Origin of the sequence: Clostridium sp. MF28 (assembly GCF_002969175.1) — a bacterium.
Classification (GTDB): Bacteria; Bacillota; Clostridia; order Clostridiales; family Clostridiaceae; genus Clostridium; species Clostridium beijerinckii.
This window is the reverse complement of the sequence record NZ_CP014331.1, coordinates 3083649-3102757: the sequence shown is the minus strand read 5'-3', so window position 1 is coordinate 3102757 and position 19109 is coordinate 3083649. Positions and strand designations below refer to the sequence as shown.

Genomic DNA, 19109 nt, shown 5'->3' with positions numbered 1-19109 from the left:
AATATGGAAATTAAAAAGATGTACATCAATGGTGAATGGGTAGAAGCTATTTCTAAAAAAACGAGAGATGTAATAAATCCGGCTAATGGACAAGTAATTGCAAAGACAACAGAAGGCGGGATTGAGGATACTAAGCTAGCAATTGCAGCTGCAAAAGAATCTTTTTATGGAAAAGGTGAATGGAGGAGAATGAATGCACAAGCTCGTGCTGATATTCTTTTACAAATTGCAGATAAGATAGCAGAAAAAAGAGATAAATTTGCAATGCTCGATACAATAGATAATGGAAAGCCTCTTCGTGAGGCTGAGGGGGACGTTGATGATGGAATTCACTGCTTTAGATATTATGCAGGATTAATTACTAAACCATATGGTGGAGTCTATGATGTAAATGATGGCTTTGGACAAATGCATTCATATACAGTGCATGAACCAGTGGGAGTTTGCGGACAGATTACTCCTTGGAACTATCCATTTTTAATGGCTGTTTGGAAGATTGCACCAGCAATCGCAGCAGGAAACAGTATCGTATTTAAACCTAGTTCAAACACTCCTCTATCAACAATTGCATTATTTGAAATCTTTGATGAAATAGGACTACAAAAAGGATGTGTTAATTTAGTATTAGGTTCAGGTGGAACTGTAGGGCAGGAAATAGCTGAAAGTAATGATGTAGACATGGTTACTTTCACAGGAAGCACAGAAGTAGGACAAAGTATTGCAAGAGCTGCTATAGGAAATCTTAAAAAAGTTGGGCTAGAACTTGGGGGGAAATCTCCAAATATTATTTTCGCTGATGCTGACTTTGAAGGAGCAGTTGAATGGGCCATGGTCGGTATATTCTTTAATCAAGGAGAAGTTTGTTCAGCAGGTTCACGTATTATTATTGAAGAATCAATTAAAGATAAATTTATTGCACGTCTTTCAGAAAAGGCTAATGCAATGACTATAGGTAATCCGGTAAATAATCCTGACATGGGGCCATTAGTTTCGAAAGAGCATATGGAAACAGTATTAAAATATATTGAGATAGGTAAAAAAGAAGGTGCAACTCTAGTTTGTGGTGGTAAAAGATACACAGAAGGGGAATGTGCAGAAGGCTATTATGTGAGACCAACTATCTTTGATAACTGTACTTCAGATATGACAATTGTAAAAGAAGAAATCTTTGGACCAGTTGTAACAATTCAAACATTTAAAACAGAAGAGGAAGCTATAGCCTTAGCTAATGATACAATCTACGGTTTAGCAGGAGCAGTATTTACATCAGATGGAACCAGAGCATTAAAAGTAATAAAGGAAATTAGAGCAGGTATCACGTGGATTAATTGTTATAATCCAACTTTCAACGAAGCACCATGGGGAGGATATAAAATGAGTGGATATGGTAGAGAACTAGGTATCCACGGTTTAGAAGAATACCAAGAAATAAAACAAATAAACATCAATTTAACCCCAGGACCAATTGGCTGGTACGAACATTAAAATTGGTTTTGTGAAGAATATAAAGTGAAGTGCGAACAACCGAAATAGAATACATATATGTTCCTCGGGACTGTGAAAAATTTCGCTGAGAATATCTAAATGGAAAGTTGCGCCACTTCTGCATGCTCCTGTGACAAGCGCAGGACAAGCAAAAGCGGAACAACTTCCCATTAAGATATTACGGCAGCTTATTTTTCAATGCCTGCTCCACATATATGTATTCTATTTCTTTGTGTGGTTATCACTTTACATACTTCTTCACATAGAGACATCTAATTTAGTGAAAATATGATAGTATAGTATGAAATATTATTATAAGTATTCTTAAAATTATGGATGTATTTCATTAGAGACGAAATATTCAGCAAATAATTATTAATGAGCTGAACATGACAATGTGTAATGCTAAATTATAATAAATGATAGAAAATAAGACTTATTAAGAGGTTACTAATTACAGAAATATAAAAATACTTGCTAAATATGATTTAATTTAAACTTACACTAAACAAAGAAATAGAATATATGTTTTTACGGAGTGTTCATCAGAAGATTTTGCTGGCTTTGATTCTAGATTATAAGTTGTCCCAAATGTGCTTGTTCAAAGCGAAGTCTTTGAAGCAAGCATTTTGGGCACAACTTATAATCATAGAATCTCCCAGCAAAATCTTCTAAGAACCGGAGTAAACACATATATTCTATTTCGGCTTTTTGTAGTAAATTTAAAATATTTCTGCACTGCAAGTATTTTTACATTTCGGTTACTTTGTAGCGTCCTTAAAGTAAGGTTATTCTCTAAATTTTAACAAGTTCCATTTTGTAGACACATCGAATTTTCGGTATAAATTCTGAATGTGTTTTTTTAGTGTATATCCACTTATATAAAGTTTGTTAGCAATTTCATCATTATTCATGTCCTGAAAAATTAATTGTAAAACTTCTACTTCACGATTAGTTAAATTATACTTCGAGGCTAGATTTGCCATAGAGAAAGATATATTGGAAGAATTTTTTGAATCCTTTGTATAATATTCATAAAAGCGAAGATTGAGATGATCGCTAAAGGCCTTTACAATGAACATCTCATCGGAGGTAAAATCTCCTTCTTCTCGTTTACGATAAATTGTGAGAACTCCTAAAAATAAATCATTATATACGAGATTTAATTGTAACGAGTAATGAAGCCTAAATGGCTCGTAGCATTTCTTATATAGTACTGTTTTCACTCTCTCTTCTTCAGGCATTAAATCGCTTTCACGAATAAGTAGACACTGTCCACTTAACATTACCCAACGAGTATAATCTTCATCTTCATTTAAAAGGTAATTTTTTTCAGTATCTGAGTAAACCTCAGGGACACAGATGGGATCACATACCAAGTTCTTCGAATTAGTATGGTCAGCCATTAAAATACTGGAGGCCGTATTAGGAATTAACATTTTTAATAGGTTCAAAAATGTTATTTTCATTGTGTCAAAATCCGGAATGCTATATATCTGATAAATTATATTATTTATTAATAGAAATTCATTATTTTGCATATAGATACCTCTCCATAACTATAGATTACGAATATTTATATCTGCATAAATATTCTATAAATATGCGAGATTATTAAAGGTATTTTACCATAAATTACATAAATTGTACATGTAGTTATAATACTTAAATATTATTGTAAGTATATACTAACAAGGAAAGAAGATACTTATAAAGTAGTATACGTACTTCTAAAATAATGCAATAACCATACATTGAGAGAATTGTTTTAACTAGGGCATTTGATTTATAATAATATCAATAAAGAAAATAGATTAAATACAACGACGTATTACTGATTTAAAATCATTGTAATGCGTCGTTTTGATTTTAGAAAGGGAGTAATTATTATGGCACAAAGAGAACAAATTGTTGAAGATTTAAACAGAGTTATAGGATATATAAAAAGCGATGGATTAACAAACGAGGAAAAAGAATCAATTACAAAGGATACAATAAATTATTTTGATAACTATGTAAGTCCAGGATGGCTTAAATACAGAAAATCAGTATCAACAAATGCAGCAGTTGTAGAATGGACAGATCAGGGAGCATATTGCACAGGATTATATGGAGAAGAATTTATAGATTGTCTAGGTGGATTTGGAATTTATACATGTGGGCATAGAAATGAGGAAATACTTGATGTTGTAAAAGCACAGCTCGATCATCAAGCATTACATTCACAAGAATTATTAGATCCATTAAGAGGATATCTTGCAAAAGCAGTTGCTGAAATTACGCCGGGAGATTTAGAATATTGCTTTTTCACTAATGGAGGAGCAGAAGCAGTAGAAATGGCATTAAAGCTTGCAAGAATTGCAACAGGTGGAAGATGGTACATTTCAACAGTAGGAGCGTTTCATGGTAAATCAATGGGGGCTATTTCAATGGGGGGGAAGAGCACATACAGAGTGCCGTATACACCAATGGTACAGCAAGTTCAACACGTTGAATATGGAAATGCAGAAGATATAAGGAAAGCTATAAGTAATCTATATGCAGTAGGCGAGAAAGTTGCAGCTGTTATATTAGAGCCAATACAAGGTGAAGCAGGGATTATCATTCCACCAGAAGGTTATTTACAAGAAGTTCGTGAAATATGCGATGAATATGGAGTTGCTCTAATATTTGATGAAATTCAAACTGGAATGGGTAGGACTGGAACAATGTGGAGGTGTGAAGCAGAAGGTGTAACTCCTGATATCATGACTTTTGGTAAGGCGTTTGGTGGAGGAATAATGCCAATAACAGGTATTATATGCAGACCTAAAATGTGGACAGAAGAATTAGTGGACAATCCATGGCTTTTAGGATCACCAACTTTTGGAGGAAATCCAGTTTGCTGTTCAGCAGCGCTTGCTACAATAAAATATATGCTAGAAAATGATGTTCCAGGACAATGTAAAGAAAAAGGTGAATATTTAAAGTCAGGGTTAGAAATGTTATGGAAGAAGTACCCTACAGTTATAAATGAGGTAAGAGGTACTGGACTTATGTTAGCTGTAGAGTTTCGTGAAAGTGATATAGGATACTCTGTTGCTAAGGGGTTATTTAAAAGAGGCGTTATGACTGCAGGAACTTTAGTAAATGCTAAATGCATCCGTTTTGAACCAGCAGCTGTTATTTCAAAAAAAGATATGGATAATGTTATTGAGAGAATGGATGCAGCATTGGAAGATACAAAAAAGGAATTTAATATTTAGAAGTAAAGATGCTATATATCAATGTATATAGCATTTTTTTCATGATAAGGAGATATGTGCTTATGAGACAATTAATGCTAGGTCCTGTGATATATAAATATAATGATTGTAAAACTTTTTGTAAGGAATTTCACATAGGCAAAGATGATTTGATAATTACAGAAAAAGAAATATATAATAATTGCTTGAAATTTAATGTAAATGAGGCAGCAGTTCTGTTTAAAGAGAACTATGGAATTGGAAATATGTCTGAGGATATCGTTGAGAGTATGTATGAACATGTTAGAAGAATATCTCATGAAAGGATTATTGCTATTGGCGAGAAATGTATTTTAGAGATCGGAAAAATATTTTCCTTAACAAATATTTCTCCAGTTGTAGATTTATACAATAATAAGATAGAAATAATTAAAGAAAAAGAATTAGTATTAGTCCCAACTAAACTTGGTATCGGAAGTGAAGTAAATAATGTTTCTGAATTAGAATTAAAAGAAAATAATATGAAAGTAAGCCTTGTTGCAGATGAATTATATGCTGATAGTACAGTTATGATAACAGAATTACTAAGCAAATTACCACTAGACCTGCTTATAAGTAGCTCTATGAATGCATTAATTCATGCCCTTGAATCGTATTTATCTCCCAGAGCAACTGAATATACTAGGCTTTTTTCTTTAAAAGCTGTTGAAATAATATTTAGAAGCTATAAAAATATTATAAACAAGGAAATGGTTATGAGTAGTCAGACAGTAGATGATTTTCTTTTAGCAGGCAATTATTCAGAAATTGCTTTTGCAAATACAGGCGGGGATGATTTAGATGTAATTAAGCAGGAATTAAGAAAAAAAGATAATACAGTTACGTATGGAGAAGCTAATTATATTACGTTTATGGAAATGCTTAAATCTTATCAGGGTATATATCCTGATAGTGACATCATAATATTGAGTGGATTTTTTGCAAATTTGTTAGAGTGCGATACTAGCGAAGTGTTTGAACAAGTAGAAAATATATTATGCAAACTAATTATAAAAAGTTCACCAAGTAAGAGGCGATAGATTAAATATAGAAGAAACAAATATAAATTATAGAAATTTATAAAATTAAGTAAAAGACAAAAGGTCCTAATGATAATAACAATTTAAATCTATAAATAAATTAGGATAATCATATGAATACTATTTTACATCAGATTATGATATCAAAAAAATATGGAGTTTAGTAAAAATGCTCTATATTTTCAAAGATATAAAGAAATTATAATTGGAATAATAAGTTATAGCTTTGCGCTAGAAAGAATATAATATTGATCATTAGAAACTAGTTAAAATCACGAATATTTAGATTTATAATGCATATATTTAGTTCATCATAATGGTAATATTTTATGAAATTTACATAGAGTTGATATTATCTATTTCAAATATAATGTTGACATTTTTAGAGAATGAGATTATTATTATAGTATTATATTGAGAATAAATTAAATTTTATGGAGTAAAAATTAAATATTGATAAATAGATAACAACGGAGTTATTAGACATTTAAGTTTTGTTTAATGACTCCATTGCCATAATATATTGAAATTTTTAAGCGAATGTGGAAGCGCTTCCAAGAAAACAGAAAATATTTAAAATTTTATTAAAAATTTTAAATATTCATACAGAATTTCCAAATATTAAAAAATAAATTATATAAAATAGAAAAGAAGGAGAGAAATACATGTTAAAATATATTGGAAAAAGATTTCTTATAAGCCTTGTAACGATATGGGCTATAATCACAATAGTATTTTTTCTAATGAGACTTATGCCAGGGGGACCATTTGATGGTGAAAAGTTAACACCACAAATTAAGGCAAATATGGAAGCTAAATATGGAATGGATAGGCCAGTATTAGAGCAATATGGGATGTACATGAAGAATTTAGTTCAAGGAGATTTTGGCGAATCAATGACTTTTAAGGGAAGAGGCGTTACAGATACTATAGCTAAATCTTTTCCAGCATCTGCAAAAATTGGAGGCGTAGCAGTAGGAATGGCTGTGATAACAGGTATAATTCTTGGAGTGCTTGCAGCTCTTAAAAATGGAAAATGGCCGGATAAATTAATAGTGTTCATTTCTACATTATGCATAACTATACCAAGTTTTGTAATAGGTGCGGTTTTAATATATGTACTAGCAGTTCAGTTAGGGTTATTACCAGCGACTGGATTCGGAGAATGGGATAATTATGTAATGCCATGTATGGCACTAGCAGCAGCACCATTATCATTTATCACAAGACTTACAAGAAGTAAATTAATAGATGTATTGAAAGCTGATTATATAAGAACTGCGAAAGCAAAAGGCTTAAGCAAAACTACAATTATATTCAAACATGCATTGAGAAATTCTTTGATACCAATAGTTACATATATTGGACCATTAATAGCAAGCATATTAACAGGAAGTTTTGTAACAGAAAAGATTTTTGCGATTCCAGGGCTTGGAAATGAATTCGTACAATCAGTTACAAATAGAGATTACAGTATGCTACTTGGAGTAACTATATTCTATGGAACAATGTTAGTATTTTTTGCTTTCTTTGTAGATGTAATATACGTATTAATTGATCCAAGAATAAAACTACAAGATGCAGAAGTTTAGGGAGGAAGAGAAGATGGAAAATGGATTAAAAGTTAAAAAGGATTTATTCACTCCTCTAAGCGAAGAAGAAAAGAAAATTGAGGTATCAGTAAGACCAAGTATTAGTTATTGGAAAGATGCTTGGATGAGATTGAAAAAAGATAAGTTTGCTATAATATCACTTGTTGTAATAGTAGCTGTAATCCTTGGAGCCATCTTTGTTCCATGGTTATCTAAATATGATTATGCGGCAAATGATTTATCATCAACATATTTGAAACCTTCAGCAGAACATTGGTTTGGAACAGACAATCTTGGAAGAGATTTGTTCGTTAGAAACTTTTATGGAGCAAGATATTCACTTCTTATTGCGGTTTTAGCGGCAGTTATTAATTTAGTAATAGGAGTATTTTATGGTGGAATAGCTGGTTTCTTTGGTGGAAAAGTAGATGCTATATTAATGAGAATAGTTGATATCATATATGCAATTCCGTTAACTATATATGTAATAATATTTATGGCCATTTTAAACAAGCCAGGTTCAGGCGGAAGTGGGCTTCTTACAATAGTAATAGCACTTTCTATATCGTATTGGATTGGAATGGCTAGAATAGTTAGAGGTGATATACTTCAATTAAAGCAACAAGAATTTGTTCTTGCAGCAAAGTCATTAGGTGCATCAAATGCAAGAATATTAATAAGGCATTTAATACCTAACTGTATAGGGTCAATAATGGTTACATTAACACTATTAATTCCTGAAGCAGTATTTACTGAAGCATTTTTGAGTTTTATCGGTCTTGGAATAGCTGCTCCAAGAGCATCTCTTGGAACTTTAGCAAATGAAGCAATGGTTGGTATTTATACATATCCATATCAATTAATATTTCCAGCAGCGATGATTTGTATAATTATATTAGCGTTTAACCTTTTCGGTGATGGATTGAGCCAAGCATTAGATCCTAAGAACAAGAGATAGGAGGAAGAAAGAATATATGGAAAGATTATTGGATGTAAAAGACCTACAAACTTCCTTTAAAACTAGTGCTGGTGAAGTACACTCAGTAAGAGGAGTATCCTTCTACTTAGAAAAAGGAGAGGCATTGGGAATAGTTGGGGAATCAGGTTGCGGCAAAAGTGTTACTATGATGTCTATCATGAGACTCCTAGCTGACAATGGAAAAATTGTTGGTGGAGAAATACATTTTAATGGAAAAGATATCTCTAGTATTAGAGAATCTGAAATGGAAACTATAAGAGGTAATGATATAGGAATGATTTTTCAGGATCCTATGACATCATTAAATCCAGTATATACAATAGGTGAGCAATTAATGGAGCCTCTTTTAAAACATAGAAAAATTAGTAGAGCAGAAGCAAAAAAAGAAGCTATAAAGATGCTTGGATTAGTTGGAATTCCAAGTCCTGAAAAGAGAATGAAACAATATCCGCATGAATTTTCAGGTGGTATGAGGCAGAGAGCAATGATTGCTATGAGTCTAATTTGTGAGCCAAAGCTTATTATTGCAGATGAACCAACAACAGCATTAGATGTTACTATTCAAGCACAAATTTTAGATTTAATGAAGGATTTAAGAGAAAAGCTTAATACTGCAATTATATTAATAACTCATGACTTGGGAGTTGTTGCAGATGTATGTAGTAGAATAAATGTAATGTACGGTGGAATAATAGTAGAGACTGGAACAACAGAAGATATATTCTACAGAGGGAAACATCCTTATACATGGGGACTTTTAAGAAGCGTTCCAAATCCTAAAGAAGATATAAAGGAAAAGCTTATTCCAATTGAAGGTCAACCGCCAGATTTATTAAATCCACCAGTTGGATGCCCTTTTGCAGCTAGATGTGACTATGCAATGAAGATATGTATTCAAAAGCAGCCTCCATTATTTGAAGTAGGGGAAAAACATAAAGCGGCATGTTGGTTATGCCATGAGGATGCACCGGAAGTTGAATCACCTATAAGGAGGATAAAGTAGTGGAAGCTAATAAAGATATAATTTTAGAAGTTAAAGACTTATGTAAATACTTCCCTGCAAAGAAGGGCTTATTTAAGGGTAATAGCTATGTTAAGGCTGTAGATAGAGTTTCATTTGCAATTAAAAAGGGAGAAACTTTAGGACTTGTAGGTGAATCTGGTTGTGGTAAGACAACTACAGGAAGAACAATACTGAAGCTTTATGAGCCAACATCAGGACAAATAATATTTAATGGAAAAGATATAACAAAGAATTCAGTAAAAGAAATGGTTCCGTTAAGAAAAGAAATGCAGATGATATTTCAAGATCCATATGCATCTTTAAATCCAAGAATGACTGTTGGGGACATAATTGGGGAAGCTATAGATATTCATAAGTTGCTAACAGGTGAAGCAAGAACAGAAAGAATAAGAAGTTTATTATCAAAAGTTGGGCTTGCTAGTGATCATATAAATAGATATCCACATGAATTTTCAGGTGGGCAAAGACAAAGAATTGGTATTGCAAGGGCATTAGCTGTTGAACCATCACTAATAGTTTGTGATGAACCTATATCAGCGCTGGATGTTTCTATTCAAGCTCAAGTTATAAATATGCTTGAAGAGCTTCAAGAGGAACTTGGGTTAACTTATCTATTCATAGCGCATGATCTTTCAATGGTTAAGCATATATCAACTCATATTGGAGTTATGTATCTTGGAAGAATGGTTGAAAAGGGAGAAAGTAATAAAGTTTATTCAGAAGGATTACATCCATATACACAAGCATTGCTTTCAGCAGTACCAATACCAGATCCAGATGTGGCTAAGAATAGCAAAAGAATAGTGCTTGAAGGAGATATTCCATCGCCAATAGATCCACCGCCAGGATGTAGATTTAAGGGTAGATGTAAATATGCAAAGCCAATTTGCTCAGAAGTTGATCCAGAGTTAAAGGAAGTAAAACCAGGTCATTTCGTGGCATGCCACTTATATGATAACTAATGTTTATCAAGAAAAGTAATTAGTTAAAATTTAATAATAATTAAGAAATAAAAAAAAATTAGATATTTAGCATACTGTTAAAGAATTTTGGGAAAAATGATTTAAACAGATATAAATAATAAATAATAAATTAAGGGGGAATATAAATGAAAACAAGCAAAGTAAAACAACTTTGTGCAGTAGCTTTAGCAGCAACACTTGGAATGTCAATCTTAGTTGGTTGTGGTTCAAATAAAGGTGGAGATAAAGCAGCTGCAAGTAAACAAGAAATAACTTATAATTTAGGAGCAGATCCAAGAACTTTAGATCCAGCATTGTGCACGGACACTACAGGAACTACCGTATTAGCAAATGCTTTTTCAGGTTTAGCTGAATTGGATGAGAATGAAAAGGCGATTCCAGGTCAAGCTGAATGGGAAGTATCTAATGATAAACTAACATATACTTTTCACTTAAAAAAGGATCTAAAATGGTCAAATGGAGATCCAGTTAAAGCAAGTGATTATGAATATGAGTGGAAGAGATTATTAAATCCTGAAACTGCTTCAGAATACGCTTATGCATTATACTATCTTAAAGGTGGAGAAGCTTATAACAAAGGAAAAGGAAATGCGGATGCTGTTGGGGTAAAGGCAACTGATGATAATACACTAGTTGTTACTTTAGAAGCTCCATGTCCATATTTCTTAGAGTTAACAGCACAATCATACTACTTCCCAGTAGACCAAAAGGTTGTTGAAAGTAATAAAGATTGGGCAAATGATGCAAAGACATTAGTTTCTAATGGTCCATTCAAAATCACAAATTATACAATAAAAGACTCAGTAGTTTTAGAAAAGAACGAAAATTACTATGATAAAGATAAAGTTAAACTTGATAAGTTAAACTTAAAATTTGTTGCAGAAGAAACATCAGCATGGGCAAGTTATAAATCAGGTCAATTCGATGTAGTTGATACAGTTCCAAAATCTGATGTACAAGGTGCTTTAAAAGATGGAAGCGCTAAGTCATTCCCTAATTTAGCAACATATTTCTTATCAATAAATGTTTCAGATAAGGCAAAAGCTGTAGATCCAAATGCTGCTAAGGTTTTAAGTGATCCAAAGGTAAGAAAGGCTTTAAATCTTGCAATTGATAGACAATCAATTGTTGATAATGTTACTAAGGCTGGCCAAATTCCTGCTCATGGTATTGTAGGAAAAGGAATTATAGGTCCAGATGGAAAAGACTATACAGAAAAAACTACTTATTTTGATCCAAAGGGAAATGTAGAAGAAGCTAAAAAATTATTAGCTGAAGCTGGATATCCAGATGGTCAAGGATTACCAACACTTCAACTACTTTATAACCCAGAGTCCGGTCACGGTGATACAATGCAAGCAATTCAAGATATGTGGAAAAAGATAGGCGTGAATGCTGAACTTCAAAGCCAAGAATGGAAAGTATTCTTAACAACAAGAGTTCAAAAGCAATTTGAGCTTGCAAGAGATGGGTGGAATGCTGATTATGTTGATCCTATGACTTTCTTAGATATGTTCCAATCAACATCAGATCAAAATAATTGTGGATATAACAACCCATCATACGATGCTTTAATTGATGCTGCAAAGAAAGAATTAGATCCACAAAAGAGATTTGATATAATGCATCAAGCAGAAGATATGTTAATGAATGATATGCCAGTTATTCCTTTATACTATTACACTAGAACAATAGGTATAAAAGATTATGTTAAAGGCGCTAGAGTATCTGTAATGAACACTATCTACTTTAAAAATGCTTATGTAGAAGGTAAAAAATAATAAACTTTAGTTAAATAAATTGAAAGAACTACTTTAAAATATGCTTATATTTTAAAGTAGTTCTTTCAATTTTTAGGAAGATATAATTAAGTTAAATCCGAAGATAGCTCTTAAAAATAATAGAAATACGCAATCTCAAAAGTGGAGCATGTCCATATAAAGAAAACTATTTAATATATTCTGCTGCAAGCGAGTTTTTAAGTTTCCAGCTGAATTAAGTATAAGTACTCGATTACTAGGATTTTGAAAATATATACTTTAAAATTTATATTAAGCAATTTTTAAGACATATTTACATAGATTTAACAGTATAAAAGCATCAATATTAAAATCATAATTTGGCCCATAAAGTATTGAATTAAAGCCAAATAAGTAGTAAAATAAAAAAGATAGGATTTAAGAAGTGAAATAAATATTCAAAGTCCAAGGATAAAATTTAAAGTTTATTATAGAGTAATTTATATGGTGCAGAAGCTTAGAATTATATAGAAATATAAAGAATTTAAGTCTATGCAATTTTTTTAGCTCTACAATTCAGATAAGTTTAATAGGATATGGAAATTGGATATTGTTTATGGAACTTTAGTAGTGGAATTATAATTAATTGTGTGAATTTATGTTAGCTATTATGAAAAGGGGGATAATTTATCTGACTAATAATATTAGTAGTTAATAACTATGATATAGCAATTAGTTATTGTTTGAAGCTTATAAATTTTATTAGAAATATTAGCAATAAGCGTATTTAAATTAAGGGGGATTTTAAACATGATCAAAGTATTAACAAACGACGGATTAGAAAATGCGTCAATTGAGGCATTGAATGGATTGGGAGTAGAAGTTGTCAATGAACACTTTAACCAAGATATATTGGGGGCGAAATTAAAGGAATTTGATGCAGTTGTTATTAGATCAGCTACTAAGCTTACAGCTGATGTATTTGAAGCAGAAGCAGGCGGAAATTTAAAATTGGCTATTAGAGCTGGTGTTGGAATAGATAACATAGATATTCCTGCTGCACAAGGAAAAGGAGTAACAGTAAGAAATACTCCATCAGCAAGCTCAGATTCAGTTGCAGAACTTGCAATTGGTCATATGTTTGCACTTGCAAGATTTATTGCGATATCTAACTACACTATGAGAAATGGTGAATGGAATAAAAAGAAATATGAAGGAACTGAAATTGCGGGTAAAACACTTGGAATCGTTGGAATGGGAAGAATAGGTCAATCTTTAGCTAAAAAGGCAACTGCTTTGGGTATGAAGGTTGTATATTATACAATTGAAGGAAAACATGATGATTTAGATTATGATTTTGTATCTTTAGAAGAAGTATTAAAGGTTTCAGATTTTATTTCACTTCATGTACCTTATGATAAAGCGGCTGGTTCACTAATAGGAAAAAAAGAATTGGAATTAATGAAGAATACGGCATATCTTATTAATTGTGCTAGAGGTAAGGTTGTTGATGAAGCAGCATTAATAGAAGCACTTAATAAAGGTGAAATTGCTGGAGCTGGTATTGATGTATTTGAAGAGGAGCCAACTAAGAATGAAGAATTAATTAACCATCCAAAAGTTAGTGCTACCCCACACATTGGAGCTGCAACTAAAGAAGCTCAAACAAGAATAGGTGAAGAAGTAGTTTCAGTAATAAAGGAATTCTTTAATCTATAATTTAGGAGGAATTTTTGATGGCGATAGTTAAAGCTTTTAGAGGAATTAGACCAGTTAAGGAATTAGCTTCAAAAATAGCAGCTTTACCATATGATGTAATGAGTAGTGATGAAGCAAGAGAAATGGTGGTTGGAAATCAACACTCATTTCTCCATGTTGATAGACCAGAAATAGATTTAGATCCAGAAATAGATGTACATGATCCTAAAGTATATGCAAAGGCTAAAGAAAATCTTGATAGAATGATAAGAGATGGTGAGTTTGTTCAAGATGAAGAACCTTGTTTATACATATATAGGCAAATAATGAATGGAAGATCTCAAACAGGAATTGTATTCTGTGCATCTATAGATGATTATATGAATAATATAATTAAAAAACACGAGTTTACAAGGGCGGATAAGGAACAGGATAGAATTAATCATGTTGATTATTGTGATGCAAATACTGGGCCAATTTTCTTAACATACAAGGAAGATCAAATTGCATCAGAAATAATAGATGCTTGGATTCAGAATGAAAGTAAAAGAAAACCTATATATAATTTCGTAGCCGAAGATGGTATAACGCACATTGTATGGGTTGTAGATAATGAAATTATTATAGACGAAATAGTTGACCTATTTAAGGAAATAGATTATTTATATATTGCAGATGGTCATCATAGATCGGCTTCCGCTGTAAAAGTTGGGCTTAAGAGAAGAGCCGAAAATCCAAATTATACTGGTGAGGAAGAGTTTAACTATTTCTTAGCGGTTGCATTCCCTGATAATGATCTAATGGTTATGGATTATAACAGAGTTGTTAAAGATTTAAATGGAATGACTAAAGAAGAATTGATTACGAAGTTAGAGGAAAACTTTATTGTAACTAAATCTGAAAATAATGTGCCTGTAAAGCCCGCTAAGAAGCATACATTTGGGATGGATGTTGAAGGAGAATGGTATTTATTAGAGGCAAAAGATGGGACGTTTGATGAAAATAATCCTATAGCGCAACTTGATGTTGCAATTCTTCAAAGTAATGTACTAACACCAATCTTAGGAATTGAAGATGTCAGAACATCAGATAGAATCGACTTTATAGGCGGTATCAGAGGAATCAAAGAGCTTGAAAAAAGAGTTAATTCAGATATGAAGATTGCTTTTTCTATGTATCCAACAGAGGTTCATGACATTATGGATGTTGCTGATATTGGAGAGGTAATGCCACCAAAATCAACATGGTTTGAGCCTAAATTAAGAAGTGGATTATTTATTCATGAATTAAAATAGTTGTCCCCGTCAAAAAAAGATTAACTAAGAAATAAAAAAGATTGACTACGTGGCGGAGCAGTAAAAAAACAGAATAAAATAGAGAGCATAAAAGCGAGTAGAACACAGCCTTCGGGTCGGTTTTCTTAATTCGAATTTATGCTCTTTTTTTCGTTCATTTTATAGGCTCTTTTTAGTTTTTATTCAATTTTCCTTCATTATATATAGTCATACTTTTTTTAACGGCTCCTTCCTGGCTACTGCCTTTGTAGTAGTAAAGGTGAGCCTTCAGAGTCATATTACCAGTTTCTTGCTTTATGCAATCTTTTTTTACGGGAACAATAATTGCCCACGTCAAATAATCTTTGACGACATCATAAAAAGTTTGATTACTTAACAATAAGGATTGGCGAAGTCAGGATTAAGAGATAAGAAAAAAGAATCAATAATATTGATTTTTATATTGAAATTTAAATAGAAAAAAATTAGAGGTATAAGATTAAAGTATTGATTTCCAAGGCTTGAGAGAGTATTGAAATAAGATATTGATAAATCTTATCCCTCTTCTTATATCCTTTTCTGTTCAGTTTTCTGCAAACTTTATTATAAAAAAACTGTGATTAGTGTGGATATATTAAAAGCAAAAAGGAAGGTTTTGTGGACAATTTTTCTCCAGACTTTATTATAAAGTGTGTATGATTTGAAGATTTGATGGCAGAGAGAATGGTAGGGATAGATGGTACTGGAAAATTTCAGGTGTAGTAAATCATTTTTATAAAGCCCTACTAAGAGTGATGTTTCCAGTTTACTAATTTATTCAATCTTTTTTATGGGAATATAGTTAGGATTTGATTTATGAATTTAAAAATTATTAGAAATAATAAAAATTAATTTATAGTATTACTAAAGGAATTTAAGTGGAAAAGATCAGTAAAACAAATATAATTTTTTATAAATCAAAAGTAAGCATAAGCAATATATAGATAATCATACCATGTTAAGATATAATTTAGATAAGGATATTCATAGCTAATTAGATTATATATATTTATAATTCATGATACAGCTCTGTGCACAAAAGCTATTGGGATATATGGAAGAGCGGATAAAATATATAAATTAGGTACAAGACATAAAATATGGATAGCATACTTATTCGTTATTTGGGGATCTGCATAAAAAATAATAGGAGTGGAGTTATGTACGTTGCAATAATCACTAGTTTTATATTATTTATAGATTTTGCATACATCGATTTATTGCTTAATAGGAAAAGGAGCATTAAATATTCTATATTTATATTTGTAATTAATTATTTGATAATAATATTTGGATGTTTTATTTTATCTACTTTTTTTGAAGATAGTATTTATTATAAATATGCTTCGGTATTTTTGGGGGCTACTATGTTTATAACCATTTATTTGGTTTTTGAAGAATCTATTTTAAAAAAAATATTTACTATGTTTACTGTATGGATACTATCACATATCATATTAATAATATCATCTTATATAATAAGTTTAGTTTATATTGAGGATTATAATTTATACACATCTTATTTAATGTCATTAAGAATTTTTATTCAATCAGCATTTCTTCCATTGATATATTTGTATATTCGGCATCCATATAAAAAAATGTTGGAATCAGCATCTAATGACATAATAAAGATAATATCTTTTTACAGTATAATAATTTTTTTGTTTCTAAATAATTATTACGATTTTTATAATGATCGTGTAGATTTATATTCGGGGGTTAATAGTTTATTAAATGTAATCATCATTATATTATCATATATAGTAGTGTTTATTGCTATTAGGTCAATAAACAAAAATATGGAGTTGGAATATAAATTTAAAATTATAGATACTCAAGTAGAACTACAGAAACAAAATTACAAAAGTTTAAATAAAGCTATTGAAAGTTATTATGAACTGAAACATGAAATAAGGCATCATATGTTAGTGGTAAAATCAATGATAGATGCAAAAAATTATATAGCAGCTTCAGAATATATGGAAAAACTTACTGAAAGTGAAATAAGTAAAAATGTAGGTATATTATGCAAAAATTTTACCGTGGATTCAATTTTGAAATATTATATGAGTATTGCAGGGAAGAACGATATTGATTTTAAGGTGAATTTAAATATACCTGAAGATATTAACATAGATAAGCTTGACTTGTCTATTGTTATAGGTAATTGTGTGAAGAATGCAATTGAAGCTTGTGATAATATTAAAGATAAAGGAAAGAAGTATATTAATATAAGAGCTGAAATTAAGGGTTTTCAATTAATAGTTAAGATCAAGAATAGCTTTAATGGACAGATCATAAAAGAGGGAAATATCATAAAGACAAGTAAAACTGAAGATGGACATGGTATTGGGTTGATTAATATTAGAAATATAGTCGAAAAATATAATGGTTATTTAAATATTAAATATGATTATAATGAATTTGAAGTAGATATTATTATGAATTATAACTAATGCAAATGGGTGATGATAGATATGATAAATATAGCAATTTGTGATGATATTATAGAAGAACTTGAGATGGTATCTTCCTATGTATCAAAAAATATTAAAGACTTAGATATACCTTTTAAAATAAGTTCCTTTAGGGAGGGACAAGATCTTATTGAAAATATAAATTCATCGAAGCAGAACTTTGATATAATATTTTTAGATATTTATATGAAATTTTCTAATGGAATTGATATTGCAAGGAGAATAAGAGACTCTGATAAAGAATGTAAGATTATATTTATAACATCATCAAAAGAGCATGCTATAGATAGCTATGATGTACGTGCTTTGTATTATATTTTAAAGCCTATAAATGAAGAAAAACTTACCAATGCAATTAAAATAGCTGTGGAAAGCTTAAATAAAGAGAATAAACAAGTTATTATAATGAATAAAAAGGGGAACTATAGAATTCCATATAAAGATATTATATATGCAGAAAGTAAAGCAAGAGTTGTAAATATATATATGAAATCAAGTGAGGTCATTAGTTTCTATTCAAAACTTGAGGATTTTTTTCAAAGCCTTAAAGATGAAAGGTTTCTCAGATGTCATAAGAGCTTTGTTGTAAATATGGATTTTATTTTAAAGATAGAAAATAGTTGTGCTTTTATGCTCAATAACATAATTATACCTATAACCAATTCTAAGATAGCCTTAATAAGGGAGAAGTACTATGATTATTTACTAAAATAATCATAAGGCACAGTCAAGATAATAATAAGTCAATTTGCCAATAGATTTTCTATTATTTCTATGTCGGCAAGTAGACATATATATGTTATAAAAATAATTCTTCGTCATTATTACTCAAATATCGCAAGAATTTTAGGCGTAATTATGAATTGTTATTTTTTTCAGAAGCGTGAAAAGATAAGCATACATGAATGGTAAAAAATCATGTATGCTTTTTTGCAAGTTTTTACATTTTAAGCCTTAATTTTTACATTAATGATTTATATGATGAAATATGTGATATATATATTAATAAATGATGTACATAGTTTTTTTAATGAGTAGGGGGGATTTGCTTAGAAAAAGATTAGATTTTGGCCATAAATTTCAAATAAAGATTTAATAATATTATGTTTATTAAATCTTTATTTGAAATTGAATCAATTGATTTAATTAAATTTTATATGAAGGAGATGTATTTTTATGGTTAGTAAGATTGTTTGTAGATTATCAATTCGTCAAGCTAATATAATTTACAAGTTTTTTAAAGTTGGCTTTATATTTCATAATGGACAAGGTTCTCCATTTATAGATGTTTAGATTCAAAGTTTTTGGATTTTTTTGGAGGTTATTCTTTTTAATCTTCTTATTTTCTTCTGAGTTTTTTGCAAACTTTATTATAAAAAAATGTGATAAATGTGGATATATTGAAGGAAAAAAAGAAGGTTTTGTGGATAGATTTATACAGACTTTAAATGAGATAAAAGGATTCAGAATTTAATAGATAGAAAATTAGAATTGATAAAGGAACTGAAGGATG

At 30.6% G+C, this 19109-nt stretch carries 13 protein-coding genes; 12 read left to right on the top strand and 1 reads right to left on the bottom strand.

All coding sequences use genetic code 11. The annotated features are described in order from the left end of the window. Positions 1-3: 3 nt before the first annotated feature. Positions 4-1485: an aldehyde dehydrogenase family protein gene (locus tag AXY43_RS13160; protein WP_105411646.1), complete on the top strand. Its 1482-nt coding sequence runs from the start codon at positions 4-6 to the stop codon at positions 1483-1485. 788 nt (positions 1486-2273) lie between these two features. On the opposite strand, the gene AXY43_RS13155 is transcribed toward AXY43_RS13160, so the two are convergent. Then, entirely contained in the window at positions 2274-3026 is a 753-nt protein-coding gene (locus AXY43_RS13155) for a helix-turn-helix transcriptional regulator (protein WP_105411645.1), read from the bottom strand. A 348-nt stretch (positions 3027-3374) separates the two neighbouring features. Here AXY43_RS13155 and AXY43_RS13150 point away from each other — a divergent pair, with 348 nt between their 5' ends. The 11 genes from AXY43_RS13150 (at position 3375) to AXY43_RS13100 (ending at position 18310) form a co-directional block, all read left to right on the top strand. Next, complete coding sequence (locus AXY43_RS13150; RefSeq protein WP_105411644.1) at positions 3375-4730, top strand: putrescine aminotransferase; 1356 nt, start codon at positions 3375-3377, stop codon at positions 4728-4730. Positions 4731-4792: 62 nt separating this feature from the next. Beyond that, entirely contained in the window at positions 4793-5788 is a 996-nt protein-coding gene (locus AXY43_RS13145; RefSeq protein WP_105411643.1) for an iron-containing alcohol dehydrogenase, read from the top strand. A 665-nt stretch (positions 5789-6453) separates the two neighbouring features. Beyond that, positions 6454-7380: an ABC transporter permease gene (locus AXY43_RS13140; protein WP_105411642.1), complete on the top strand. Its 927-nt coding sequence runs from the start codon at positions 6454-6456 to the stop codon at positions 7378-7380. Between the two features lie 13 nt (positions 7381-7393). Next, positions 7394-8338, top strand: a complete 945-nt coding sequence (locus AXY43_RS13135) for an ABC transporter permease (RefSeq protein ID WP_017212266.1) — start codon at positions 7394-7396, stop codon at positions 8336-8338. A gap of 16 nt (positions 8339-8354) precedes the next feature. Further along, positions 8355-9362 (top strand): ABC transporter ATP-binding protein, encoded by a 1008-nt coding sequence (locus AXY43_RS13130; RefSeq protein ID WP_105411641.1) that lies wholly within the window; start codon positions 8355-8357, stop codon positions 9360-9362. Beyond that, positions 9362-10345 (top strand): ABC transporter ATP-binding protein, encoded by a 984-nt coding sequence (locus tag AXY43_RS13125; RefSeq protein ID WP_041900539.1) that lies wholly within the window; start codon positions 9362-9364, stop codon positions 10343-10345. Before AXY43_RS13130 ends, AXY43_RS13125 begins: the two co-directional genes overlap by 1 nt. 146 nt (positions 10346-10491) lie before the next feature. Next, positions 10492-12147, top strand: a complete 1656-nt coding sequence (locus tag AXY43_RS13120) for a peptide ABC transporter substrate-binding protein (RefSeq protein ID WP_105411640.1) — start codon at positions 10492-10494, stop codon at positions 12145-12147. A gap of 768 nt (positions 12148-12915) precedes the next feature. Next, on the top strand, positions 12916-13824 hold the full coding sequence (locus AXY43_RS13115) for a D-2-hydroxyacid dehydrogenase (RefSeq protein WP_012061077.1): 909 nt from the start codon (positions 12916-12918) through the stop codon (positions 13822-13824). Positions 13825-13841: 17 nt separating this feature from the next. Beyond that, complete coding sequence (locus tag AXY43_RS13110) at positions 13842-15098, top strand: DUF1015 domain-containing protein (RefSeq protein WP_012061076.1); 1257 nt, start codon at positions 13842-13844, stop codon at positions 15096-15098. A gap of 1820 nt (positions 15099-16918) precedes the next feature. Continuing rightward, positions 16919-17575 carry a sensor histidine kinase gene (locus AXY43_RS27950; RefSeq protein WP_206608171.1) on the top strand — a complete coding sequence of 219 codons (657 nt, stop codon included), beginning with the start codon at positions 16919-16921 and terminating at the stop codon, positions 17573-17575. A 21-nt stretch (positions 17576-17596) separates the two neighbouring features. Continuing rightward, the gene (locus tag AXY43_RS13100) at positions 17597-18310 is read left to right on the top strand and encodes a LytR/AlgR family response regulator transcription factor (RefSeq protein WP_023976860.1); all 714 of its coding nucleotides are present in this window, start codon (positions 17597-17599) and stop codon (positions 18308-18310) included. Positions 18311-19109: the final 799 nt, after the last annotated feature.

Coding starts and splice junctions, on each gene's coding strand:
- AXY43_RS13160 (WP_105411646.1), top strand. CDS start 4: ATGGAAATTAAAAAGATGTACATCAATGGTGAATGGGTAGAAGCTATT.
- AXY43_RS13155 (WP_105411645.1), bottom strand. CDS start 3,026: ATGCAAAATAATGAATTTCTATTAATAAATAATATAATTTATCAGATA.
- AXY43_RS13150 (WP_105411644.1), top strand. CDS start 3,375: ATGGCACAAAGAGAACAAATTGTTGAAGATTTAAACAGAGTTATAGGA.
- AXY43_RS13145 (WP_105411643.1), top strand. CDS start 4,793: ATGAGACAATTAATGCTAGGTCCTGTGATATATAAATATAATGATTGT.
- AXY43_RS13140 (WP_105411642.1), top strand. CDS start 6,454: ATGTTAAAATATATTGGAAAAAGATTTCTTATAAGCCTTGTAACGATA.
- AXY43_RS13135 (WP_017212266.1), top strand. CDS start 7,394: ATGGAAAATGGATTAAAAGTTAAAAAGGATTTATTCACTCCTCTAAGC.
- AXY43_RS13130 (WP_105411641.1), top strand. CDS start 8,355: ATGGAAAGATTATTGGATGTAAAAGACCTACAAACTTCCTTTAAAACT.
- AXY43_RS13120 (WP_105411640.1), top strand. CDS start 10,492: ATGAAAACAAGCAAAGTAAAACAACTTTGTGCAGTAGCTTTAGCAGCA.
- AXY43_RS13115 (WP_012061077.1), top strand. CDS start 12,916: ATGATCAAAGTATTAACAAACGACGGATTAGAAAATGCGTCAATTGAG.
- AXY43_RS13110 (WP_012061076.1), top strand. CDS start 13,842: ATGGCGATAGTTAAAGCTTTTAGAGGAATTAGACCAGTTAAGGAATTA.
- AXY43_RS27950 (WP_206608171.1), top strand. CDS start 16,919: ATGGAGTTGGAATATAAATTTAAAATTATAGATACTCAAGTAGAACTA.
- AXY43_RS13100 (WP_023976860.1), top strand. CDS start 17,597: ATGATAAATATAGCAATTTGTGATGATATTATAGAAGAACTTGAGATG.